The sequence below is a fragment of the Legionella sp. D16C41 genome (assembly GCF_048541585.1).
Taxonomy (GTDB): domain Bacteria; phylum Pseudomonadota; class Gammaproteobacteria; order Legionellales; family Legionellaceae; genus Legionella_C.
The window spans coordinates 1,043,242-1,067,200 of sequence record NZ_CP183303.1; the positions used below are offsets into that span (position 1 = coordinate 1,043,242).

The window sequence follows — 23,959 nt, forward strand, 5'->3', positions numbered from 1 at the left end:
GGAATTGCAATGTGCAAAATAAAATTGGCTTTTATATTTTGGTTTAGTCTAGCTTTTTATTCTCTATGCTTTGGCCAGGATGCTGGGCAGACTAATGGACAAATCAATGGACAGACTAAAGAAGTAGCTATTACCATTGATGATTTGCCTTTAGTAGGCTCAAGATCTAAGACACCGGCTGACGTGCAACGAACCCATGACCGCTTTATGCAAATAGTTCAAACTTTAATTGATCATAAAGTTCCGGCGACAGGCTTTATTATTGCGGGTTCCATTGGTAAAGATCAATGGCAGTTATTAGAATTATTTCGCGATAAAGGTTTTATTCTAGGCAACCATACCTACACCCATATGAACTTGGCTAGAATATCTGCAGAGAAATATATTGCTGATGTAGATAAAGCAGATCAAATTATTCAACCTCTTTTTAATGGCCCTAAATACTTTCGTTATCCTTATTTAGCTGAGGGGACAGGTGCAAAGCGACAAAAAGTTTATGATTATTTAGCTGCTCATCATTATATTATTGCGCCCATAACCATAGATAGTAAAGATTATCAATTTAACGCGCGAGTATATGCTATTCCTTATCGATTACGGCCGCAAGGTTTAGGAGGCCTTAAAAAACGTTATTTAGCGTATGTTCAGAAACAAATATTAAGAGCCGAAGCACAAGCTAAAGGGCAGAATCAAACTAACACTAAACAAATTTTATTAGTTCATTCTAATTTGTTAAATAGCTACTTCTTAGGCGATGTGCTCGATATGTTTGAAAAAAATGGCTATAAATTTATCAGCCTAGAAGAAGCATTAAAGGCACCTGCTCCTATTATTAATACACCTATACAGCAAGATGGCCCTAATAAAGATATGCCAGCAGATGCACCTGCTGAAAATGATGAAACTACAAGTTTGTTAGACTCTAATTTCATTCAGACGCTTTTAAAGATAGATGCACCGGCTTTTAAACAAACAAATTATCTATTAGTTCGTTAACAGGATTCGTAGTTTTAACTAAGCTTTTTGGGTAAAGATTCAATAGCATGTCGAGGTAGAAGTAGCCAATAGCGACCTTTATTCTTCATCTTTCCAGCAATAAAGGTTGCTCTATCACCTGCACCCCAAAATACATCTCCTCGTACGACGCCACGGATTGCGCCGCCTGTGTCTTGAGCTATCATCAAGCGCTGTAATTTTGCACCCTTATCAGAATGCTTGTTAGGCCTGGTTGTATCAAGCCACATTGGAGCTCCTAGTGGAATCCATTTTCTATCTACTGCCAAGGAGTAACCAGGTGTCAGTGCAACACCTTGTGCACCCATAGCAGAAGTATGTTTTAAAGTACGAAAAAAGACGAAAGATTTATTACGATTAAGTACAGGATGAATTTCTTTAGGATGCGCTTCTAAATAAGCCCTAATACGTTGCATAGAAGCATTATCTTTAGTCATAATACCTTTATCAATTAATACTTGTGCAACAGAGGTATAAGGAGCGCCATTTTCACCAGCATAGTTTAAATATAAGTTTTCTCCATTTGGAAGCTTTACAATGCCTGAACCCTGAATTTCTAAAAATACTCTATCTATATGGCTATTAATCCACACCAGCACTGGAGCTTTATCTTTTAAGGCACCTTTATTAATCGCTTCTCTGTCATAAAAAGGTAAAACTTTGTTATTTTCAATTCGTGCTACGATTTTTCTTGGAGTAAGATCAGCGCTAAAATCTCCTAAATTAATGGTAATTAAATTAGAAGGTAAACCATAAATTGGAACATTATATTCATCAGTTTTAGTTAAATTACCATGCAGTAAAGGGACATAATATCCTGTAAAAAGACCTTGAACTGATTCTTTAGTATAAAATTCTACAGGTTTAAACCACTTCTGAAAAAAGTTACGGGCGCTTGTTTCTGTCACTTCACTAAGTGTTAGAGCCTCTTTACAAGCAGGATGCCAATCTTTAACTTTTAAAGGAATTTTTTGGCTACCAACTGCTCGCTCAGGATCTTGCCGTAAGAAAGTCTTACAGGAAATTTGAAAAGCCGATAGCGATTTCTTAATATTAGCCTCATTCCAACCTGGTAACTTAGCAAAAGATGACTCTTTAAGCACCAGTGGTGCGGGTGTAGGTTTATTTAATTCCCATACAATTAAGCCGGCAGTTGCTGCAATAACACTAATGGCAAGAAGGGTAAGATATAGTAATGTTCTTTTCATAGGTGGACAAATATTACACGAAATGAAATAAATTTCAATAAATTTGGCAGAAAATTATTACCTTAATTTCATTTGAGGGATATTTTAAAATTAAAATTAATTAATAAGCTTTTAATTTTTAAAGATTTCTTTTTGAACCTTTTTATTTTAAATATTTTACCTATCTAAGGCAAAAAATAATACTTAAAAATAAATAAAATGCTATTTAGAAACATAAGCGGTAATTCTACCGCTTATGTTTATCTACTTATATTTATCTACTATAACCTAGCACTTATCCCAGTAGATGTGCTTGGCCTGCTTATAGAAGATTGCTTCTTTTGTTTACGACTATTAGATGATCTAGATCGATTAGAGCTGCTTGCTTGTTTAGTTGCACTCTTACCATTAGAGCTTGAACTAGCTTGCCTACTTGCACTCTTACCAGCAGAGCTTGAACTAGCTTTTCTACTTGCACTTTTACCAGCAGAGCTTGAACTAGCTTTTCTACTTGCACTTTTACCAGTAGAGCTTGAACTAGCTTTTCTACTTGCACTCTTACCAGCAGAGCTTGAACTAGCTTTTCTACTTGCACTTTTACCAGTAGAGCTTGAACTAGCTTTTCTACTTGTACTCTTACCAGTAGAGCTTGGACTAGCTTTTCTACTTGCACTTTTACCAGCAGAGCTTGAACTAGCTTTTCTACTTGCACTTTTACCAGCAGAGCTTGAACTAGCTTTTCTACTTGCACTTTTACCAGTAGAGCTTGGACTAGCTTTTCTACTTGCACTTTTACCAGCAGAGCTTGAGCTAGCTTTTTTACTTGCACTTTTACCAGTAGAGCTTGAACTAGCTTGTTTAGTGCTACGTGAACTTGAGCCTGAGCCTGCTTGTTTAGTTTTAGATTTACTTCTCATTTGATTAGAGCGGCTAGAAGTAGACTGCATCATTTCTTGCATTGGAACAGTAGGATTAAACACTTCTCTAGCTACGTTCATCATAGGATTAGATAGAGGATCAAGAACAGTTTGTGCCATATCCATCATCATATTAGCAGGATTTGCTGATGATTTATTACCCATACCCATATTATTGCCAGGATAGGTTGCTTCAGTTAAAGAGTTAGTTGATTCTCTTAGCTTATCATTAGTCGCGAAAAAAGCTTTTTCTAAAATTTCAAAGCTTTTTTGCATATAATCAAGCGTTTTATGACCGTTTTCAATGGCTAGATTAATTTGCTTTTCAAAAAGTTCTTCTGGTTTAATGTGAACTAATTCTTCAGGCTTAAGGTAACTTAAATTGCGCATAGTTTTAATATTAAGTTCAGTCATTGCCTGTAAAGGTTGTTGTACATTCCTAATTATCTGAGTTAAACGCTGAAAATATTGTTGATTCATAGTTCTCTCCCTAGATGTTGCGGTGCACAAGGAAAGCTTAGTCTGTTCTTAGCAATTACGCAAACTTACTTAATAAATTTATTTAAGACACAGATATATTTAGGAATTTATTAATACGGATTATTTATCTTAATTTACTTTAGCCTACGTCCTGGAGCTTGTCCGTAGGATCCAATGAAATTGCAGCAGACTGGATACCGCGAACAAGTCGCGGTACGTAGGGTTATGATTTCTTGTGTACTTATTAGCCTGGGTATAGGCCTACCGGGCCGAAACCCAGGTCTCACATCGTTTCTACTTGCTTAGGGCTGAGATGCACGATAAGGAAATAAACGTGGAATTTAATCTACCGCCTACGTTCTGCGGTTTATCCGCAGAATCTAGTGAGCTGTCAGACAATTGTATTTCGTGAATCACTAAGACGCATTGGTAGAAAGGTAGGAACTTATATAAAATTGAGGAATTTGTTATCAGAGTAGATATATAAAAAATTCTTTCTAGTTCACCTTATACCTATAAATTATGACATAATAGATCACCGCCTTGTGGCAAATGTTTCATGATAAACTGTTTAGGAATAGGAAGTGAGTATTTTTAATTACATCCATTTAGTTAATATTCTTTACGCTTTAGGAAGTATTATTATCGGCTATTTTATAGCTAAGAAAGTTAGCTCACTGGCAAGAAGTACAATCTGTAAGCGTTTTTCGCAACATCAGGCAATGCTAACTCAGCGCCTAATTTTTCACATATTATTAGCTTTATTTTTTGTTAATGCTATTCAAGAATTAGGTTTTAATTTAAAAGTTTTATTAGGTACAGCAGGAATTATTACAGTAGCACTGGGTTTTGCTTCACAAACTGCAGCTTCAAACTTAATTAGCGGTTTATTTCTATTATTTGAGCATCCTTTTCGCGTCGGTGATACAATTGATGTTAAAGGTATAATTGGTACCGTTGTATCTATTGATTTGTTATCAACAAAATTGCGCTCATCAGATGGTAAGCTTGTGCGGGTTCCTAATGAAACTATGATTAAATCTGAAATCACTAATTTAAGTTTTTTTCCTACTCGCTGTGCAGAAATCTCTATCAGTGTTGCGTATAGTTGCGACATTACTTTTATAAAAAAAATATTACTTGAGCTTGCTAATGAATGTGAAGAAGTTCTTCCTGATCCCGAGCCAAAAGTAATTATTAATAATTTTGCAGCGTCCGGTGTTGAGCTTAAATTACAGGCATGGGTTAAAAACGATGCCTTAAGCGCGACAAAAGATTATTTACAAGAACTTATTAAAAAGAGGTTTGATCAGGAAGGGATAGAAATACCTTTTCCGCAGTTGACGATTCATCAAAATTAAGCAATGTATTGATTAGTTTGATTTTAGGACTTGCTCTGTTTTAACTAATAAAGTTAAAACAGAGCAGTTTTTTAACGACGTAAAAGAGTAGCCAAAATAAAACCTACACCAGCAGCCATTAATAAAGTTGTCATTGGTTTAGCATGTACTTGTTTAATTAACTCATCAGAATAAGTACGAATTGAGTCTTGCATGTCAGAAACTCGTTGTCTACCTTCTTCATACAATTCATTAGCAACTTTTTTACCTTCTTTTAAAAAGTCGCTTGTCGCCCCACTTAAATTACCGCTTTTAGAAGACGTATCTCCTCCAAGACCTTGATTTGAGCCGGCGCCAAGATTATTTTGAAAGTTTTGAGAGCCAGTGCCTGTGCCAGTAGTCCTTCCTGTGACATCCATTTTATTTCTCCTTGTTGCTATAAATTGTTTACTTTAAATAAATGATTTCCAATTTTGATCTACTAAAATAAACCAAAACTTACAGCTTTAAAGAAATCTCATGTTAAGCATAGACAAGATTTTAAAAATAATAAATTTTTTTGTATAAACTGCTATAATTTACGTGGGTAATAATACAAGGAGTTGACATGAGTCTAATTGCGCTCATAATTCTAATTCTGCTCTTAGCAGCAGTATTACCTGCGTGGCCCTATAGTAGTGGCTGGGGATATGGGCCATCAGGAATTATAGGTTTACTAGTTTTAATTTTAATAGTGCTATTAATTCTGAAAGTCTTGCCTATTTAATTTTATAAAGGGATTAACTTCTGTATGTAAGTTAATCCCTTTATTATTTATTCTATTTTTATATTATCAGCACCATATTTTTTTAAAATATTCATAACTTCATTGATTTGGTTTTCATTATTAATAGTAATCCAAATAACAAACCCACCTTGATTTGCTTGTTTACGGTGAGCGTTTTCGCGGCTAATGGTAATAAAGCGTGAAATAACATAACCAATTGCACCGCCAATTAATGCACCAAGAAAGCCAAAAAGTAGGTTATCTGTAAGTGACTGAACATCACCAATAATAAAGACACCAACGACAATTCCTATAAACATTGGTATTGAAAAAGCAAAACCTTTAAGCCAGCCAAAATCGTCAGCAAGGTAGGGCTCTTGTTTAGGAGCATCGGCACTTCTTTGCACCACATCTGGTTCCACATACTGCTCACCAAACTTATCAGCTAAGTCAGCAGGAGTTCCTTGAATAGTAATGTCATGCCTTGCAACTGTTGTCTGAGTTAATTTGTTAAAAACACGCTCTACTCGATGTTGACTGCTTAAAATAGCACTAATTTTTCGAGTGGAAACCTTATCCATTATAATTCTCCTAATACAACTTAGTTTTAAATCAATAGCTAGATTGCTTAATAAATCTAACTTAGTAAATAACAGTTAATGCTTGCCTAAATATATTAAGTTACTACTTAATCTTTAAAGTATTATTGCTAATCTCTACAATATAATCTATCTTTCTTTTTTAATAACTTGATAATATTGAAAAATTCATTATATATAGACTAAAATTGTTGTTAACACTTAAAATAGTTTATTAAAAAGCTTAAATCATTAGCTATTGACTAACCTATTAAAGTTTCATACAAATGAATAATATTTTCTGCCATATTGTCTTAAGTAAGATAAAGGATGTCTAACCTTAAGTCGATATATACTATATAACCTGCATAAGTAGTGAATTGGGAAGGAGAGGACAATGCTTATTACTCGGGAACCTGCTACTGAGAAAAAGACCCAATTTCGTATCCGCATGAGTGAAGCAGTTTATAATGAAATTACTGCTTATTGTGAATGGGCTGGTATTCGTTATCGAGATTTTTTTATTGAGCATGCCTGCCGCTACATTTTTACTCATGATGATGAGTGGTTAGCTCATAAACAAAATAATTCAGCACCATTAACAACTAATAATGACTCTCAATAAAACTAATTAGATTTTACTAGCTATTAAACTAGGTAAAGTATGTTTTATTTTGACTATCTATAACTGTATTAATAAGGAGTGTTCACTATGAGTAACAGGAGTGTAGTTAAGGCTAGCGAAGTTACCGGTGTCGATGTTAAAAGCACAGCGCATGAACGTTTAGGTACTGTTAATGATATCGTTATTGATAAAGTATTTGGCAAAGTTAATTATGTTGTTCTTGATTTTGGTGGATTTTTAAGTTTTGGTAATAAATTCTTTGCTCTTCCTTGGCATTTATTTACTTATGACCCAGCAGATGATTGCTTTATTATTAATATCGATAAAGATAGGCTAAAAAATGCTCCTGGTTTTGATAAAGACAATTGGCCTAATTTTGCTGATACTCAATTTACTGCGGCTATTGACGATTACTATAGATAAATAACTGATAAAGCTAAGCACTAAAAGAAAAACATTTATGGCCTATACTTAGTTTAACGTCTTATAATTATTGACAGAATTTGCATTATGAATTAACTTAAAATGGTCACATCATTTGAGTTATATATTGTGACGATAGTTTGGAGTTAGAATTAATCTGTTACTTTAAGCTCTTAAAGTTAAGAATAATAAAGGAGAGACTTATGTTAAAGAAAGGCTTGTTTTTTAGTGCGCTAGCATTAGCTACCACTTATCCATTATTGAATTTTGCTGCATCACAAGCCAATACTTCAACTAACTCTTCAACTCAAAGTACTACAACAGTAACCACCCCTGCAACTAATTCTAGCCAGGGTAAGACAACATCAGCGACAAGTACTAGCACTAATGGACAAAATGCTGAAATAAATGATGCAGCAATTACCAATCAAATTAAAGCGCTTTATCAAAAGGCGCCACTAGTAAATAATCAGGCTATTAGCATAACCACAACAAATCATCGCGTAGTTTTAAAAGGTAAAGTTGATACTGATATGGCTTATGAGCGAGCAATTGCACTTGCTGAGTCTGTTGAAGGTGTAGATGATGTAGATGCGGATAACTTATTAGTTAAAGATAGTAAATCTCCAATAGCAGATACTTTTACTACCGCAAGGGTAAAAGGCACTCTTATGAAGGAAAAATTATTTGGTGATAAAGATATAGAGTATTGGCCTGTAAGTGTTGAAACGAAAAACGGAGTTGTTTATTTAGCCGGTAATGTTGATACACAAGAGCAACGTAATAATATTATAAATATAGTAAAAAATGTAAAAGGTATTAAATCAGTTAAATCATCTTTAACTGTTAAAGACGCTAATAACATTAAACAAAATAATAATGAAAATAATAATACAAATATTTCTCAATAAAGACTAGACTTTAAAAGGCGGCATGATTTTGATTTTATTAATTGTTTGGGCAAAAGGTGCTTAAGTAAAAATACTTTTACTTGGGTAGGTTAATATCGTTAACAGAGAAGGATAGTATTATGGCTATTGAAAGAAATAACGGGCACGATAATCTTAAAGATGCTAAAAATTCTGCAAGCAATATGTATGAAGAAGGAAAAGACAGAGTAAATCAAGCCTATGAGCAAGGTAAGGATAAAGCAGAAGAGATTTACAAGCAGACAAAAGAAAAAGCAAGTGAAATTTATGAAGAAAGTATGAAAAAAGTATCTGAAGCTCAAGAGAGTTTAAAAGAATATTCAGATGAATTGGTTAAAACTGTTAAAGAAAAGCCACTTACTTCTTTGTTAATTGCAGGTGGTATTGGTTTCATTATTTCAGCATTGCTTAAAAAATAATGAAATTCTTTGAACATCTAGAAGGGCTTATTTCCAGCAAAATAGAGTTTGCCAAGAACTTTTGGGCTCTATTTAAGCTGGAAGCGAAGCTAGCGGGATTAAATATTTATCCCTTATTCATCAATTTGGCTTTGTTGCCAATTTTATTGCTAACTATCTGGTTTTCTACAATGACTTTAATAGGCTACATCGTAGCTGTATTAAGCGGGCATGTTTGGCTAGGTATAGTAGCAGTGTTGCTACTTAACGCTATTATTTTGGCTATAGTAGTTAAACGCTTAATTAGCAATGTACGTCAAATGAGTTTTGAGAAAACACGGGCTTGTTTTGTAAATCATAAAGTGAGAGGTGCTCATGAGCTCCAAGAAAGAACTAATGGCGCGGATAATCAGCACGAGCTTAAAAGTTCAAAACAGTCAAGTGCAGTTAGCACAACATAAGCAGTATTTTAATAGACTCGCTAATAATCATAAATTAGCTGTAGTCTCTCTGCTTGTGCCTTCTTTCATTGCTGGTTGGGAAAGTGGTAAAAGGATGAATCTTCAACAGTGGTTAAAGCAGATGACTAAGATAGGTTTATCTACGGCATTAAACGGTATGAGAAAATTATATCTTGGTATTTAATTGTTATAACAACAAGGAGACAATTATGCTTAAGTACTTACTCGCTTGGTTACTAGGCGTTCCATTAAGTATATTAGTGATAATTTGGTTACTAGCACGTATTTTTTAATACAGTATAAATAAGACTAAGGAAAGTATTATGATGAAAGAACATACTGTTGTTGATCCTATGCCACATCATGGCCATATGGATGATACAGTTGCAGGGAATAGATATCCTTATGGAAAACGTATTTCTTGGAGCGCTGTTTTCGTGGGTGCTCTTGTAGGAGTAGGTTTAGGATTTCTTTTAAATTTATTCGGTATTGCTATTGGCCTTACTGCTTTTACAGTAAACAGTAATACTGGTGCTACTGCCGTTGCTGTTGGTGGCTTAATTGGTATGTTAATTGGTATTATTGCGTCTATGGTAGCAGCTGGTTATACCGCCGGCTATTTAGGGCGTCACTATGCTCCTAAAAGGAATACTGGCATTATTTATGGCTTTACTACTTGGACGTTATCGCTGTTATTAAGTGCTATTGTTACTGCCCATATTGGAAATTATGTATCAAACTATACTAACACTATGGCACATACAGGTGGTAGTACAGTTGGGGCTAAAAATAATACTATGGCTACAGCAGCAAACTCATTAACAGCTACTTCTACTCAAGCTGGAAATGGCGGCCAAAATGCAGTAGCAGCTTCACCTGAAAGCTTAGCTGTCAGCGCCTTTATAGTGTTTGCACTATTTTTTATTGGTGCAATTGCTTGTTGTTTTGGTGCTGTATGGGGAATGAATTGTAAAAGAGTTGATTGACCGAAATAGACTGCAAAGCTTAAAGCTTTGCAGTCTTGATTTAAAAAGGATATAAGATGCCTGAATATATCTATAAAGGGTTTAAAGTTGTTTACAATATCGATTCAGATAAAAGCAACAATAAATTATATAAGGCAGATGGATATGTACAATGTCTTTTGGATAAAAATGATCATCCACCCCAGAAATTTCATACAGAGTATAGTACCTTAGCTGGTGTACAAGAAGAAATTAAGAAAATGCTTGAAGATTATATAGATTTTGAGTGGAATGAATTTAACAAAATGCATGATTAATTTAATAAACTTTATTATCTTTTTTGTATATTTTTAGAAAATTGAAAATCTCTAAATATTTAAATTGCTTTCTTTTACTACTTAAAAATAGGAGGCTTATATGAGTAGAGGGGATAAATCAAAGTATACAGATAAGCAAAAACGCCAAGCTGAACATATTGAAGAAGGTTATGAAAAGCGAGGTGTTGGGAAAAAAGAAGCCGAAAAGCGAGCCTGGGCTACCGTAAATAAAGACAGTGGTGGTGGTAAAAAATCTGGGTCAGGGCGTGGCAAAAAATCTAGTTAACTTTTTTACTATACAGTGAACGAAAATAAGCCCGTTATTTTTGCTTCACTGTTTTTTCAATTTTTTTAACTATTGATGAAGGTGAAATAGGGGTAATATTGCCTCGTTCATCTGGAACCAGTAAAACATCAACTTCCATTAATTTAGCTAGAAAATTCCATTCAGTAACGGTCAATCCTTTATTAATAATAGTATCTACATTAAGAATTTTAGATGCTAAACCAACAAAGGAGGTAATAGCTGTAACTTCATTCTCAGTGAAGTTAATTTTAACCTTTTCCATATCTACTTCCTAATTAAAATCATTAAGCAGTTACTGTAATTATGACATGAGTTTACAATTTAGTCTGTAACCTGCTTAAATTTCCTTTTAGCAACTTATTAGATATAAATCTAATTTATAATTTAGAATGAAATTCGTTAACAGGTAGTTTTACAATTTTGTTCTAGCCAATATAAGAGTAACTCATCTTCATTAAGCTTCTCAATTTTTTTCCCTTGTTTTATACGCCATGCTGAAAAACGATTTTCTTTCCACCAATCAATAATCTCAGAATAAATATAGCTTTTTTGACAAATTGCTGGTGTATGACCAAGGAGTTCTGCTACTTCTTGAATAACGTCTTTAAGTAGTGTCTGTTCAACATCTTCTAATTTAATTAGTCGGCTTAAAGTCTCTCGACAAGCTGCCCAGGTACGAAAATCTTTTGCTGTAAAGCTATGCCCAGTTAAATCTTGTAAGTAAGCATTAATATCTTGTGAAGTGATGATATTTAACTGGTTTTGATCATCAAAATATTTAAATAACTCATAACCAGGAATAGTCTCACACTTTTTTAGAATTCGAATAATTTTTTTATCTTTGAGGACAATATGCCAGGGCTTAGCATTTTTACCAATAAATTCTAAGATAGCTTTATTATATTCAATCGTTAAATGTTTTTTACGCAGTGTAGTCAGGCCATAAGATTTATTTTGCTTAGCATATATGGCATTCCCTATACGTATAAAAAAGCTATCAAGTAGATAGATTATTGAACATATAACTTGGCTTTTATTAAGTTGAATGGATTTGGCAAGTTCTTGATCAATATGTTCTCGAATTTTAAAAATAGTACGTCCAAAATCAATCATGGTATGAAATTTCTTTTGCTGACGCTCTTGTTGCCATAGTTTATGATAGCGGTACTGCTTTCTATTTTTAGCATCCCGCCCAGTCGCTTGAATATGGCCATTGGCATAGGGGCAGATCCAAACTTGTTTATAAGCAGGCGGAATAGCTAAGGCATTAATACGGGTTAATTCTTTACTATCAGTGATGCGCTCGCCATTAGGATAATAATATACAAAATGCTTGCCATTTTTTTTACGTGTAATACCAGGCATAGTATCTTTGACATAACGCAATGAGGCTGCTTTGGCAATGCGCTCACATTCTTCAGCAGAGTATAAGGAAATTTCCATGGAGAGTTCTTTTTCGCGCTTAAAATTAAATTATAGTAGTAAATTAATCTGATAGAGGCTCAGGTTTTTTAACAGGTTCTGGCTCGGGCAAATTATCTGGTTCTGGCTCTGGTGTACCATTAGGCATTGGTTCATAGGGATCAGGGTTTTCTGCCTTCATAGCTAGCATGCCATGATTTAGCTCTCTTAATAAATAATGTCCTAACATAAAACCTCCTAAATATAATGTTATTTATCCTTTGATAAATGAAACTACAAAAAATAGCCAAGCTAATTATACATAAATTATGTAAACTAAATTTTTTTTTATACCACTAAATAGGTTTGCAAGAAATAATGATATTGCTGCAAAACATTAATACGGCCTCTAATGATACCAAGTAAATGATCACCATCAACCTTTAATGGTTGAATTTTTTAAATAATTTTAACGAGTAAATATACCAAAAAATCATTATAAAAGACTGTTAATAAGCATTGATTGTAAGATAATAAAGAAGCTAAATACTGTAATGCTTGTGGTTTTTTGGTAACCTCTAGCTTAATATAAAATGTTTAATAAAGTATAGCGTTACCCACTAAGCTGTATACTTTAAAAATCCGCCTATTGAGGTTTAGACATGATAATTTCCTATTTATATGATACTCATTTTAAACCAGAAATCATTAATGCACATAATTTATCATTATTAGATAAAGCTATATGGATAGATTTATTTGCCCCAACTAAAGAAGAAGAAACCTGGGTTGAAGAGGCATTAGCTATAGAAATCCCAACGCAAGAGGAAATGCGAGAAATTGAAATATCTAGTCGCTTATATACAGAAAATAATGTTTTGTTTATGACAGCGGTGATGATTGCTCAATCTGCTTCTATTAATCCTAAATATGATTCTGTAACATTTGCCCTAACAGCTAGCCAATTAATCACTATTCGCTATATTGAGCCTCAATCATTTAAAATGTTAAGCAATGGCCTTCTAAAGGCTACTAAAGAATATCGTCCAACCGATATTTTAATCACACTTCTAGAAGCTACGGTAGATAGGCTTGCAGACATATTAGAATATATAGGTCAGCATTTAGATGATTATTCAAATTATATTTTTCAGCATGACTATACTCACGGCACTAAAAATAGACCTGATTATCAACGAGTAATGCAAAATATTGGTATAAAAAGTAATTTAACTGCAAAAGTTAGAGAAAGTTTAATTAACTTTAATCGCTTAGTTGTTTTTTTCAGACAATCATCAGATAGCCAAATGGATAAAGAAAGCAAAATAAGATTGCTTAATCTATTAAGAGATTTAGGTTCTTTAAGTGATTATGCTAGCTTTATTTCAAATAAAATAAACTTCTTACTAGATGCCACCTTAGGTATGATTAGTATTGAGCAAAGCGCCATTATCAAAATTTTCTCAGTTGCAGCGGTCATTTTTCTACCCCCAACTTTAATTGCTAGTATTTATGGTATGAATTTTCAGTTTATGCCTGAGTTATCATTTAAATGGGGATATGAAATAGCGATTTTAATGATGCTTGTTTCCGCTTGGCTGCCTTATAAGTATTTTAAGCATAAAGGCTGGCTATAAATAATGGATGAGCTTATTGGTTTTAGCAAACTGCTTAATTATGAGCTTTATTTACGTAGCGTCATTATTACTTTTTATTCTTTGTTTTTATTTCGAGCAACCTCCGCGCGTTTATTCGGTGAATATTCTACGTTTGATTTTATTATTTCCATTATTCTTGGCGCCATTTTAAGCGAGGCAGTTGTCAATAATTTACCTTTATTACCTGCTATGGTTGCTTGTGCCATTATTGTCCTTGTACATCGAATATTGGCTTATTTATCTTATAAAAGTCAGTATATCGGCAAATATATTAAAGGCGAAAAAATGATCATTATTGATCAAGGAAAGTATAAATGGGATAGTTTAAACTGTTGTCGTATTACAGAAAATGATATTTTACAATCACTTAGAACACAGCATAGTACGGATGATCTAAGCAGAATCGATAAAGCTATTTTAGAGCGTAATGGTGAAATATCGTTTATTTTTAAAAACAAAGGTAAAGAGTAATGTATAAAACGTTTTTATGAATATACTTTATTGCCTGTCTTATATAGATTTAACTTACCACATTTGCGCTTGTCGCTAGAGTTTATTTAAGAAAATTAACTATCCCTCTCTTATCATTTTCTTATAGGAATAAAAGGGACAATTATTTTATAGTCTATTTAGCTTCTGTAATCTCAATCATCTTTTGTAAGGCTTTTTTAGCATTGTCAATAACCCATTGTTGGTCATTTAATTCTAAGCGGTGGCGAGCACCTGTGAATTCATTGACCATATCGCCTGCTTTAACCTCATTATAAGGCATAGTTTTACCTTGTCGTAATAGATCAAGCAAGGCTATTAAATGAGGTGGATCATTACGTGACATGGTAGCGCAACCGCATCCCAGCGCTTTTTCATGTGCGTTAAGGGGGGCTTCAGCTAAATTAACAACAGTAATACCTAAGTTTTTACAATATTGCCTAACATTTTCAACCATATGATTTTCAGTACCAATAGCATAATGCTTAGTACCAGCACGATCATTGACCACAAAGTCCCAGATAAAGGCGGTAGAACCTGCATGTTGAGCTACACGAATCACGTCATTACGACATTCAGGATGAACGACAGTCGTGTAACCTAAATTATGCCAGTAATCGCACATAGCTGGCATGTAGTGAGTATGAACAGCACAATGGCTAGCAAATAAAATAAGCTCTGCTTTATCAAATTGATCCAAGGTTTTTTGATCTTGATTATATAAAGAGTACTGTGCACCTGCAGTTCCGCCTGGCCAGTAAGCAATATTATTAATACCTAACCAGTAGGCAACATTTTCTCCCATATGCTGATCAGGAATAAAAAGAATTTTTTTATTTTGTTCTCTAGCCCAACGAAAAATTTTTTTAACATTAGAACTAGTACAAACTGCACCTCCCTGAGCACCAGTCATGGCTTTAACACGACCAGACGTATTCATATAGCAAACCGGTAAAATATTATTTTTACCATAACGTTCGTTTAAATCCATAAAGGCCGGTTCAACCATAAAGTCTTTTGCAAGCATTTCCATGGTACAGCCTGATTTAGGATTGGTAATATAAACCTGTTGATGGTTGTTAGCTAAAATACTAATAGACTCAGCCATAAAATGCACTGCTGATTCAATAATAACTGATTTTTGTGGATTATTAGCGGCCATTAAAGCTAATTGATAAGAATCGCCAATTTGCCCGCCAAACTGCTCTATTAGTCGAACTATTTCTCCACCCATATAATAGTGAGCTAACAACAGTAATTTATCACCAAAGTGCGCTTGTGCCTTTTTCATATAAGGCGTCATCCAATCTAATATAGTGGTTAATTTGCGATCTGGAAGAGCCTGATATTCCTCCGCATAGGGGGTGAATTCTGGTTGATACCAATCAAGAGGATAATCACTCTGACATATTTGCATATCATTGGTAATATGCATTAATGTCCGTTCAGGATAATAAATTTCAGAGTTATTAAACATAAAATTATATCTCATTAAATAAATGGATTAAGCGGTAAATTAAGTCGAGAAATACTTTCTTTCGCTTGCTTATCTTTTTCTGGAAAATCTTCCCGATAGTGACCCCCGCGTGATTCACGTCGAGCAAGGGCAGCCCGCACAATAAGCTCTGCATTTAATATAATATTACGCAGCTCAATAAAGTCTCGTGTTATACAATGTTTCCAATAATATTCTTCAATAATCTGTTGCCGTTTTATAATTAATTGTAGTAAATCTTGCAGACCTGCCTCAGTACGAACGATACCGGCATAAGATGTCATTTCACCTCTTAAGCCTCGCCAATGAGCATTAATCTGGCTGGCTCGCCGAGTATTAACTTCGCTAGGTGAATTCCAATTATCAATATTATCTAAATTTTTAAAAGGCCGGTCGATATCGGTTAAGCTATGACAAGCTGCGCTACTGGCCATTACAATTGCCTCAAGTAAAGAGTTGCTAGCTAGACGATTAGCACCATGAAGGCCACTAAAAGCAACTTCCCCGATAGCATAGAGACGTTTTAAGTCAGTTTGGCCATAGATATCAGTTAAGACCCCGCCACATTGATAATGTGCCGCAGGCACCACAGGAATCATGTCTTGACTCATATCAATACCAATCGTTAAAAGGGTAGCATAGATATGAGGAAAACGTTTTTTTAAGAATGCTTTTGGTTGATGCGTAATGTCTAAGTATACAAACCCTGCCTGACCCTGCTCTATCTCTGTAAAGATAGCACGCGAGACAACATCGCGTGTCGCTAATTCAAGCTGTAGAGGCGCATAATGGTGCATGAAACGTGTGCCTGTTTCAGCATTTTTTAAAAAAGCACCTTCGCCACGCACCGCTTCTGAAATTAAAAAATTATTTAAAGTATGGTGGTGTAATAGAGTGGGATGAAATTGATAAAATTCCATATTACCTACTCGTGCTCCAGCACGATAAGCCATTGCAACTCCATCACCGGTAGAAACCATAGGGTTAGTGGTGTAGCGATAGGTTTTACCCGCACCACCAGTTGCAAGGATTACGCAACGAGCTAGAAAGGTATGAATAACATTTTTTTGACAATCTAAAATATAGGCCCCTAAAACCTCACCTTGATTTTCAACAGTATGCGGTTCATATTGGGTAATAAGGTTCACCGCAACATGGTCTTCAAAGCAATGAATTTGTGGATGATGTTCAATTGCCTTGAGTAAAGTCTGCATAACAAGCAAACCCGTTTGATCACCACTATTAAAAATACGGCGATGTGAATGGCCGCCTTCCTGGGCTAAAACATATTCGCCAGCTTGTTTAATAAATTGAATAGGATAATCCAATAGCTCGTTAATTGCATTTGGCCCTTGGCGAATAATAAATTCGACAGCAGGTGCATAGCATAAACCATCACCTGCTTTTAATGTATCTTGAATATGCGATTCGATAGAATCTTCACCTGATACAGCAGCGGCAATACCGCCTTGCGCATATTTACTATTACATTCATTTAAAGAAGCTTTACTAATTAATGCAATAGTTAAATCTGGTTTTAATTTTAACAACTGTAAACAATAATGTAATCCAGCTAGGCCTGAACCTAACACTAAGACGTCAAATTCCTGGGTAATGCCTTGCTGTGAACTTAAACTCATGAAAATGCCTTTACCAGCTGTGCCGCAAGGCCTGTATATTTTTCAGGTGTTAAGCTAAGTAATTGTTCTTTAGCAGACTCAGGAATAGCTAAGGAATTAATAAAATTAGACAACACAGTTTTGTCAATACGCTCTTGTCCACGGGTTAAAGTTTTTAACTGCTCATAAGCATTAGGGATTTGATAGCGACGCATTACCGTCTGAATAGCTTCAGCTAGTACTTCCCAATTAGAATCTAAGTCAGCTTGTAAAGCATGGCGGTTAATCTGCAGTTTATCATTACCTTTAGCGATAGCTTGATAAGCAATTAAACTATAAGCAAAAGCTGAACCCAGATTCCGTAATACAGTGGAGTCTGATAAATCCCTTTGCATGCGTGATTGTGTTAGTTTACAGGCAAAATGATCAAATAACGCATTAGCTAAACCTAAATTACCTTCAGCATTTTCAAAATCAATTGGATTAATCTTATGTGGCATCGTGGAAGAACCAACTTCACTAGCTACTGCTTTTTGAGTAAAGTAATTAAGTGAGATGTACATCCAAATATCTTTAGTATAATCCAGTAAAATATTATTAATTCGTACCATAATATGACAAACTTCAGCTATACCGTCATGTGGCTCAATTTGTGTAGTATAAGCACTAAAAGATAGACCAAGAGAGGTTACAAAATTTGCACAATGCTTGCGCCAGTCTACTTCAGGATAGGCAATAACATGTGCATTATAATTTCCTACAGCACCATTGAACTTAGCAGGAATAAGTACTTCAGCAAGTTGTTGCTGAGGCCGTTTAAGTCTGGCGACAAAATTCACTAATTCTTTTCCAACTGTTGTTGGTGTTGCTGGTTGCCCATGAGTACGTGCCAGCATGGCTGCATCACCATGTTGCTTACCTAGCATCATTATTCCACCGATAATTTCTGCAAGTGTAGGTTGAATAACCTGTGCCATAGCTTCTTTAATCATTAAAGCATAAGCTAAATTATTAATATCTTCTGAAGTGCATGCAAAATGAATAAAACTTGCGCAATTATCTAAATTTGAACATTGGCTAAGTTTATCCTTTAAATAATATTCAATTGCTTTTACATCGTGGTTTGTTTGTTTCTCAAATAGCTTAACTTTTTCAGCTTCTGCTTCATTAAATTGACTAATAACGTTATCTAGAAAAGTTTTAGCTGTTGCATCAAGTCCTGGTACTTCTTTAACGTCAGGATTAGCGGCTAATGATTTTAACCATTGCACTTCAACCAATAAGCGGTAATAAATAAGTGCAAATTCACTAAAGTAGAGGCTTAATGCACTTGTTTTTTTTTGATAACGCCCATCAATAGGAGAAATAGCATTTAAAGTCGATAAAGTCATGTAAATTACCCAAACCCAAGTTGCTTATTAGTATATAAGATAATTAGAGAAAAAACAGGATAAATATAGGGTAGGTCTAGCCTAGAAGCAACTAACTAAGCTAATTATCTTTAAATAAAACCTTTATAAAGTAATTTATACTAAATTTTGTAGTTGTTCTTTTTCGTTAATAAAGCTCATTTAAAGATTAATTTTGTAACGTAGGTGTTTAAATTTTTACCGCCACGATTTTGCTAAATTTTAGAGCCTATCTTCAAAGTCTATTAATCTAGCCTAAAGGATTATTTTTTGTGGGTCTTTGCTGACATAGTTTTTTATATACTCCGCTATAGTCTGCGAAAATCAATCCCTTTCGCTTATCGGTGGCGACTCTGAAGGCAGGTTCTTAAATTAGGTAGCATTGTCAATAATTTAAAGTGCACAACATATTCTATAAGTTCATTCACATTAATTATTAATTTAATGTAAAATGGTTAAAGTTTAAGGCCCTTAAGGTATCTACAATTATGACGAGCAAGCATACGGTTGAATTTAACTATTTGAGTATGAAAGATTTGGAGCAGGTAGGTGGCAAAAATGCTTCACTTGGTGAGATGATTAGCCACTTAACTCAGCTTGGAGTTTCAGTACCACACGGTTTTGCAACCACAGCTGATGCATTTCGCGAGTTTTTATCAACCAATGGCCTAGATAAAAAAATCTATGCAAAGCTAGATTCTTTAGATGTAGATAATATAGACGAGCTTGTTGCTGTGGGTAAAGAAATCCGTCAGCTCATTATTCAAACGCCCTTTTCTGCGGTTTTTGAGGAGGAAATTAAATCGGCTTATCAGAAGCTCACTCAGTCAATTAACCACAGTGATTTTAGTGTGGCAGTTCGCTCTTCGGCTACCGCAGAAGATTTACCCGATGCATCATTTGCTGGCCAGCAAGAAACTATTTTAAATGTTCGAAGCTTAGACGCTGTGCTTATTGCCATTAAGCATGTCTTTGCTTCATTATTTAATGATCGTGCCATTGCTTATCGCGTCCATCATAGTTTTGACCATAAAGATATTGCTATATCAGCTGGTATTCAACAGATGGTACGTAGTGATTTAGCGGCTAGCGGCGTTATGTTTACTATGGATACTGAGTCAGGCTTTAATGAAGTGGTTTTCATTACCTCTTCGTATGGTTTAGGAGAAATGGTTGTGCAAGGCGCCGTAAACCCGGATGAATTTTATGTACATAAACAGGGATTACATGCTGGCCGGCCAGCTGTTATCCGCCGAAACTTGGGCAGTAAAATAAGTAAAATGATTTACTGTACAGAACAGGTAGAAGGCCGTACTGTTAAGATAGTTGAAGTAGATGTCAAAGAGCGCTTTAAATTTTCTTTAACTAATGAAGAAGTTGAAGAGTTGGCTCGACAGGCACTTATTATTGAGAAACATTATGGTCGGCCTATGGATATTGAATGGGCTAAAGATGGGCAAGATGGAAAGCTCTATATTCTACAGGCGCGGCCAGAAACCGTAAAAAGTCGCCAAACAGAGCAGAAACTAGAGCGTTATTCATTACAAGCAAAAGGTCAGGTACTCGTTGAAGGCCGCAGTATTGGACAACGAATTGGCCAGGGTAAAGCTAAAGTTATCAAAGATATTAGTGAAATAAGTCGCGTCGAGCCAGGCGATGTTTTAGTATCTGATATGACTGATCCCGATTGGGAACCTGTTATGAAGCGAGCAGCCGCTATTGTTACCAATCGTGGTGGCCGTACTTGCCATGCAGCCATTATTGCCCGTGAATTAGGTATTCCGGCGGTAGTGGGCTGCGGTGATGCGACCAAAACTATCCAAGATGGTGATAATGTAACTGTAAGCTGCGCTGAAGGTGATACCGGTTACGTTTATGAAGGCCTATTACCTTTTGAACGTGTTACCTTAGATGTTGCTAGCATGCCTGAACTACCTTTAAAAGTAATGTTAAATGTCGGCAATCCTGAACGGGCATTCGCATTTCAAGCTATTCCTAATCAAGGAGTTGGTTTAGCAAGGCTTGAATTTTTAATTTCTAACACCATTGGGATTCACCCAAAAGCTTTACTTCAATATGAAAATTTAGAAGATAAAGAATTAAAAGCATTCATTACTGAAAAAACTGCAGCTTATGCCTCGCCTGTTGACTATTATATTGATCGCTTAAGTGAAGGTGTAGCGACTATTGCTGCTGCTTTTTATCCTAAGCCTGTAATCGTACGCCTGTCTGATTTTAAATCAAATGAATATGCTAATTTAGCTGGTGGAAAATATTACGAACCTTTAGAAGAAAATCCTATGTTAGGCTTTCGTGGTGCTTCCCGCTATGTTTCTTCTGATTTTGCAGATTGTTTTGCGCTTGAGTGTCAAGCAATTAAACGGGTTAGAGAGGAGATGGGCTTTAAAAATGTAGAAGTTATGATTCCTTTTGTAAGAACTACTACGGAAGCAGAGCAAGTTATTGCAGTACTTAAACGAAATGGATTAGAAAGAGGTAAAGCTGATTTACGTATTATTATGATGTGTGAGTTGCCTTCTAATGCTTTATTAGCAAGTAAATTTTTAAATTATTTTGATGGATTTTCAATAGGCTCTAATGATTTAACTCAGTTAACCTTAGGCCTTGATAGAGATTCAGGGCTTGTAGCTGCGCAGTTCGATGAGCGTGATGAAGCCGTCAAATCTCTACTGCATATGGCTATCTCAACTTGTAAAGAGCAAGGTAAATATGTAGGTATCTGTGGGCAGGGTCCTTCTGATCATCAAGATTTTGCACAATGGCTAATGCAAGAAGGAATAGATAGCGTCTCTTTAAATCCGGATTCCGTATTAGAAACCTGTTTATTTCTTGCTAAGTGTAAATAACTAACTATGTTAAATAAGATTTATTTTTCGGGCCTATTGTTATTAGGTCCGTCTATTGCTTTGGCAGCCGATATACAGCCTCATGACCCAATCTCTAATGTGATTTTATGGGTAACCATATTTTTCTCCTTTGCAATTTTAGGCCGCTATGTTGCTAAGCTTTTAAATCAGCCTGGTGTACTTGGTGAGCTTTTAATGGGAGTTGTAATAGGTAATATTTGCTATTTTTTTGGCTCGCAATTAATAGTTATATTGCGTGAAGGTGCCGCAATTTATAATATTATGAAGGATTTATTGGCAAACATACCACTTGAACAGGCTGTAACACAAAACATTCCGAATGCCTACTATGCTTCGCAAGTGACCCATGCTTTAAGTAGTTCTTTAGGCATTGAATATATTAAAGTAGGTTATGTACTTGATGTCTTTTCGCGCTATGGCGTTATCTTTCTTCTATTTAAAGTAGGTTTAGAAAGCTCTATTCAAGAGCTAAGGCACACTGGCCTTGCATCAATAAGAGTAGCTGTAATAGGAGTGGTTTTACCTATTATTCTAGGATTTATAGTAGCTTATCTGATAGTTCCTGAAGCTTCATATAAAGTTAATCTTTTTGTAGCCGCAACGTTGTCAGCAACAAGTATTGGTATTACAGCTAGCGTGTTATCTGAAATGAAAAAATTAAAGACGCGTGAAGCACAGACCATTCTTGGTGCGGCTATGTTTGACGATATTTTAGGCCTTATTATCTTGGCTATCGTAAGTAGTATAGTTCTGCAGGGCCAGGTTAATTTTTTGATGATTGGTCAGGTCATCATTCTAACTATTTTATTTTTTATGTTAGCTATTTTAATAGGTCCTTGGTTATTAAATAAATCAATTAAATACTTTCAGTTTCTAGATTTATGGGAAGAAAAACTATTTATTTCATTTATTTTCGTCATGTTTTTAGCCTGGCTTGCAACTGTTATAAAACTCGCTTCAATTATTGGTGCCTTTGCTGCTGGATTAATTATCAACGATAATTTTTTTGAAGGCAAACGTCAGCATAGTTTTAAAATTCATGATTTGATTTCACCTATTGAATCATTGTTAGCCCCATTATTTTTTATGTTAATTGGCTTACAAGTTAAAATTGAAGCTTTTATGCATTGGCAGGTAATTGGAATGGCTTTTGGTTTAATTGTGGCTGCTATTGTAGGCAAATTACTTAGTGGTTTAGGTGGAAATAAAAAAGATGATCGATTATTAATTGGTATTGGCATGTTGCCTCGTGGTGAAGTAGGCTTAGTTTTTGCCTCCATTGGCAGAACTTTAGGTGTCATTTCTGATCAACTTTTTTCAGCCATTATTTTAATGGTTATAGTCACTACAATTGTGGCACCACCCTGGTTAAAAAGCCGATATGCTAAACAAAAAGGTGTCGTTTAAAAATGATTAATTTATCGTTAGTTTTAAGTGATGTAAGGCGGACTTTAGAGGAAGATATTGGTAGTGGTGATGTAAGTGCTGGCTTATTGGCAGCTCATTTAGAAGCGGAAGCAGAAATTATTTCGCGTGAGCCTATGCTTGTGTGTGGTATACCATGGGTTGAGGCAGCTTTTCATGAGATAGATTCATCTATAGAGCTTAGCTGGTTAGTCAAGGAGGGCGAATGGCTAGACCAGGCAACTACATTATGCTTAATTAGAGGTCAAGCAAAGTCTATTTTAATGGCTGAGCGTAGTGCTTTAAATTTTTTACAAACTTTAGCGGCAACAGCAACACAGACACGTCGTTATGTTAATGAGTTACAAGGAACAAAAGCTCGCTTATTAGATACCAGAAAGACCATACCCGGTTTACGTTATGCTCAGAAATACGCAGTTGTTTGTGGAGGAGGAGTTAATCATCGTATGGGCTTATATGATGCCTTTTTAATTAAGGAAAATCATATTAAAGCTTGTGGCTCAATTACCAATGCTATTAATGGCGCTCGTAAAGCGCATACTAATTTATTAGTTGAAGTTGAAGTTGAAAGCATTGAAGAACTGCAAGAGGCACTACAGGCTAAACCTGATCGTATTTTACTAGATAATTTTACGCACGCTTTGTTGAAAGAAGCTGTGAATTTAAATCTGCCCAAGCAATGTGATTTGGAAGCCTCAGGTGGGATTACACTTGCCAATATTAAAGCGGTTGCAGAAACAGGAGTAGATTATATTTCGGTCGGAAGTATTACTAAATCCATTCAGGCAATTGATTTAAGTTTATTAATTAGGACTTGTTAGAGCCGTATCACCTTAGCGATTCTAAAGATAGGCACTTAGTAAATTAG

General features: G+C 35.1%; 27 protein-coding genes and 1 pseudogene. 18 read left to right on the forward strand and 10 right to left on the reverse strand.

Annotated features, from left to right (window positions below; genetic code table 11):
- The first annotated feature begins 9 nt into the window (after positions 1-9).
- A complete protein-coding gene (locus tag ACNVED_RS04555; protein ID WP_419420579.1) occupies positions 10-996 on the forward strand; it encodes a polysaccharide deacetylase family protein in 987 nt (328 codons plus the stop codon).
- A gap of 14 nt (positions 997-1,010) precedes the next feature.
- Here ACNVED_RS04555 and ACNVED_RS04560 read toward each other — a convergent pair whose 3' ends face one another.
- Entirely contained in the window at positions 1,011-2,222 is a 1,212-nt protein-coding gene (locus ACNVED_RS04560) for a murein transglycosylase A (protein ID WP_419420580.1), read from the reverse strand.
- A 1,103-nt stretch (positions 2,223-3,325) separates the two neighbouring features.
- Positions 3,326-3,598: pseudogene (locus ACNVED_RS04565) on the reverse strand (phasin family protein); the annotation flags it as partial.
- A 174-nt stretch (positions 3,599-3,772) separates the two neighbouring features.
- Between ACNVED_RS04565 and ACNVED_RS04570 the strand changes: the two are divergent.
- Positions 3,773-3,904, forward strand: a complete 132-nt coding sequence (locus tag ACNVED_RS04570; RefSeq protein WP_419420581.1) for a hypothetical protein — start codon at positions 3,773-3,775, stop codon at positions 3,902-3,904.
- A gap of 278 nt (positions 3,905-4,182) precedes the next feature.
- Positions 4,183-4,959 carry a mechanosensitive ion channel family protein gene (locus tag ACNVED_RS04575; RefSeq protein WP_419420582.1) on the forward strand — a complete coding sequence of 259 codons (777 nt, stop codon included), beginning with the start codon at positions 4,183-4,185 and terminating at the stop codon, positions 4,957-4,959.
- A gap of 71 nt (positions 4,960-5,030) precedes the next feature.
- Here the strand turns inward: ACNVED_RS04575 and ACNVED_RS04580 are convergent, their stop codons facing one another.
- Positions 5,031-5,357, reverse strand: a complete 327-nt coding sequence (locus tag ACNVED_RS04580) for a hypothetical protein (RefSeq protein ID WP_419420583.1) — start codon at positions 5,355-5,357, stop codon at positions 5,031-5,033.
- 188 nt (positions 5,358-5,545) lie between these two features.
- On the opposite strand from ACNVED_RS04580, the gene ACNVED_RS04585 reads away from it, so the two are divergent.
- Complete coding sequence (locus ACNVED_RS04585; protein ID WP_419420584.1) at positions 5,546-5,704, forward strand: DUF3309 family protein; 159 nt, start codon at positions 5,546-5,548, stop codon at positions 5,702-5,704.
- Between the two features lie 47 nt (positions 5,705-5,751).
- On the opposite strand, the gene ACNVED_RS04590 is transcribed toward ACNVED_RS04585, so the two are convergent.
- A complete protein-coding gene (locus ACNVED_RS04590; protein WP_419420585.1) occupies positions 5,752-6,285 on the reverse strand; it encodes a hypothetical protein in 534 nt (177 codons plus the stop codon).
- 394 nt (positions 6,286-6,679) lie between these two features.
- Between ACNVED_RS04590 and ACNVED_RS04595 the strand changes: the two genes are divergently transcribed.
- The 9 genes from ACNVED_RS04595 (at position 6,680) to ACNVED_RS04635 (ending at position 10,686) form a co-directional block, all read left to right on the forward strand.
- Positions 6,680-6,907: a hypothetical protein gene (locus ACNVED_RS04595; protein WP_419420586.1), complete on the forward strand. Its 228-nt coding sequence runs from the start codon at positions 6,680-6,682 to the stop codon at positions 6,905-6,907.
- Between the two features lie 87 nt (positions 6,908-6,994).
- A complete protein-coding gene (locus ACNVED_RS04600) occupies positions 6,995-7,330 on the forward strand; it encodes a PRC-barrel domain-containing protein (protein ID WP_419420587.1) in 336 nt (111 codons plus the stop codon).
- Positions 7,331-7,533: 203 nt separating this feature from the next.
- The gene (locus ACNVED_RS04605; RefSeq protein ID WP_419420588.1) at positions 7,534-8,241 is read left to right on the forward strand and encodes a BON domain-containing protein; all 708 of its coding nucleotides are present in this window, start codon (positions 7,534-7,536) and stop codon (positions 8,239-8,241) included.
- Between the two features lie 119 nt (positions 8,242-8,360).
- Complete coding sequence (locus tag ACNVED_RS04610; protein WP_419420589.1) at positions 8,361-8,678, forward strand: DUF883 family protein; 318 nt, start codon at positions 8,361-8,363, stop codon at positions 8,676-8,678.
- The gene (locus ACNVED_RS04615) at positions 8,678-9,118 is read left to right on the forward strand and encodes a hypothetical protein (RefSeq protein WP_419420590.1); all 441 of its coding nucleotides are present in this window, start codon (positions 8,678-8,680) and stop codon (positions 9,116-9,118) included. The genes ACNVED_RS04610 and ACNVED_RS04615 overlap by 1 nt, the downstream gene beginning before the upstream one ends.
- Positions 9,099-9,302: a hypothetical protein gene (locus ACNVED_RS04620; RefSeq protein ID WP_419420591.1), complete on the forward strand. Its 204-nt coding sequence runs from the start codon at positions 9,099-9,101 to the stop codon at positions 9,300-9,302. Before ACNVED_RS04615 ends, ACNVED_RS04620 begins: the two co-directional genes overlap by 20 nt.
- A gap of 139 nt (positions 9,303-9,441) precedes the next feature.
- On the forward strand, positions 9,442-10,104 hold the full coding sequence (locus tag ACNVED_RS04625) for a hypothetical protein (RefSeq protein ID WP_419420592.1): 663 nt from the start codon (positions 9,442-9,444) through the stop codon (positions 10,102-10,104).
- A gap of 56 nt (positions 10,105-10,160) precedes the next feature.
- Positions 10,161-10,400: a hypothetical protein gene (locus ACNVED_RS04630; protein WP_419420593.1), complete on the forward strand. Its 240-nt coding sequence runs from the start codon at positions 10,161-10,163 to the stop codon at positions 10,398-10,400.
- A gap of 100 nt (positions 10,401-10,500) precedes the next feature.
- Positions 10,501-10,686 carry a hypothetical protein gene (locus ACNVED_RS04635; RefSeq protein ID WP_419420594.1) on the forward strand — a complete coding sequence of 62 codons (186 nt, stop codon included), beginning with the start codon at positions 10,501-10,503 and terminating at the stop codon, positions 10,684-10,686.
- A 34-nt stretch (positions 10,687-10,720) separates the two neighbouring features.
- Here the strand turns inward: ACNVED_RS04635 and ACNVED_RS04640 are convergent, their stop codons facing one another.
- The 3 genes from ACNVED_RS04640 to ACNVED_RS04650 all read right to left on the reverse strand — a co-directional run bounded on the left by ACNVED_RS04640 (position 10,721) and on the right by ACNVED_RS04650 (position 12,358).
- Positions 10,721-10,969, reverse strand: a complete 249-nt coding sequence (locus ACNVED_RS04640; protein ID WP_419420595.1) for a hypothetical protein — start codon at positions 10,967-10,969, stop codon at positions 10,721-10,723.
- 137 nt (positions 10,970-11,106) lie between these two features.
- A complete protein-coding gene (locus ACNVED_RS04645) occupies positions 11,107-12,150 on the reverse strand; it encodes a DNA topoisomerase IB (RefSeq protein WP_419420596.1) in 1,044 nt (347 codons plus the stop codon).
- A 43-nt stretch (positions 12,151-12,193) separates the two neighbouring features.
- A complete protein-coding gene (locus ACNVED_RS04650) occupies positions 12,194-12,358 on the reverse strand; it encodes a hypothetical protein (RefSeq protein ID WP_419420597.1) in 165 nt (54 codons plus the stop codon).
- A 412-nt stretch (positions 12,359-12,770) separates the two neighbouring features.
- Here ACNVED_RS04650 and ACNVED_RS04655 point away from each other — a divergent pair, with 412 nt between their 5' ends.
- Together ACNVED_RS04655 and ACNVED_RS04660 are read left to right on the forward strand one after the other, a co-directional pair.
- On the forward strand, positions 12,771-13,745 hold the full coding sequence (locus ACNVED_RS04655) for a magnesium transporter CorA family protein (protein ID WP_419420598.1): 975 nt from the start codon (positions 12,771-12,773) through the stop codon (positions 13,743-13,745).
- Between the two features lie 3 nt (positions 13,746-13,748).
- Positions 13,749-14,237, forward strand: a complete 489-nt coding sequence (locus ACNVED_RS04660) for a DUF421 domain-containing protein (protein ID WP_419420599.1) — start codon at positions 13,749-13,751, stop codon at positions 14,235-14,237.
- 154 nt (positions 14,238-14,391) lie between these two features.
- On the opposite strand, the gene nadA is transcribed toward ACNVED_RS04660, so the two are convergent.
- Genes nadA through purB form a run of 3 tightly spaced genes read right to left on the reverse strand, consistent with a single transcriptional unit; the run spans position 14,392 to position 18,760 of the window.
- Entirely contained in the window at positions 14,392-15,732 is a 1,341-nt protein-coding gene (nadA, locus tag ACNVED_RS04665; RefSeq protein ID WP_419420600.1) for a quinolinate synthase NadA, read from the reverse strand.
- A gap of 14 nt (positions 15,733-15,746) precedes the next feature.
- Positions 15,747-17,390: an L-aspartate oxidase gene (gene nadB / locus ACNVED_RS04670; protein ID WP_419420601.1), complete on the reverse strand. Its 1,644-nt coding sequence runs from the start codon at positions 17,388-17,390 to the stop codon at positions 15,747-15,749.
- Positions 17,387-18,760, reverse strand: a complete 1,374-nt coding sequence (gene purB, locus ACNVED_RS04675) for an adenylosuccinate lyase (protein WP_419420602.1) — start codon at positions 18,758-18,760, stop codon at positions 17,387-17,389. Before purB ends, nadB begins: the two co-directional genes overlap by 4 nt.
- A 506-nt stretch (positions 18,761-19,266) precedes the next feature.
- Here purB and ppsA point away from each other — a divergent pair.
- From ppsA to nadC, 3 genes are read left to right on the forward strand one after another with little or no spacing between them, the layout of a single operon-like run.
- The gene (gene ppsA / locus ACNVED_RS04680; RefSeq protein ID WP_419420603.1) at positions 19,267-21,645 is read left to right on the forward strand and encodes a phosphoenolpyruvate synthase; all 2,379 of its coding nucleotides are present in this window, start codon (positions 19,267-19,269) and stop codon (positions 21,643-21,645) included.
- Between the two features lie 6 nt (positions 21,646-21,651).
- The gene (locus ACNVED_RS04685) at positions 21,652-23,073 is read left to right on the forward strand and encodes a cation:proton antiporter (protein ID WP_419420604.1); all 1,422 of its coding nucleotides are present in this window, start codon (positions 21,652-21,654) and stop codon (positions 23,071-23,073) included.
- Between the two features lie 2 nt (positions 23,074-23,075).
- Positions 23,076-23,912 carry a carboxylating nicotinate-nucleotide diphosphorylase gene (gene nadC, locus ACNVED_RS04690; protein WP_419420605.1) on the forward strand — a complete coding sequence of 279 codons (837 nt, stop codon included), beginning with the start codon at positions 23,076-23,078 and terminating at the stop codon, positions 23,910-23,912.
- The last annotated feature ends 47 nt before the right edge of the window (positions 23,913-23,959 follow it).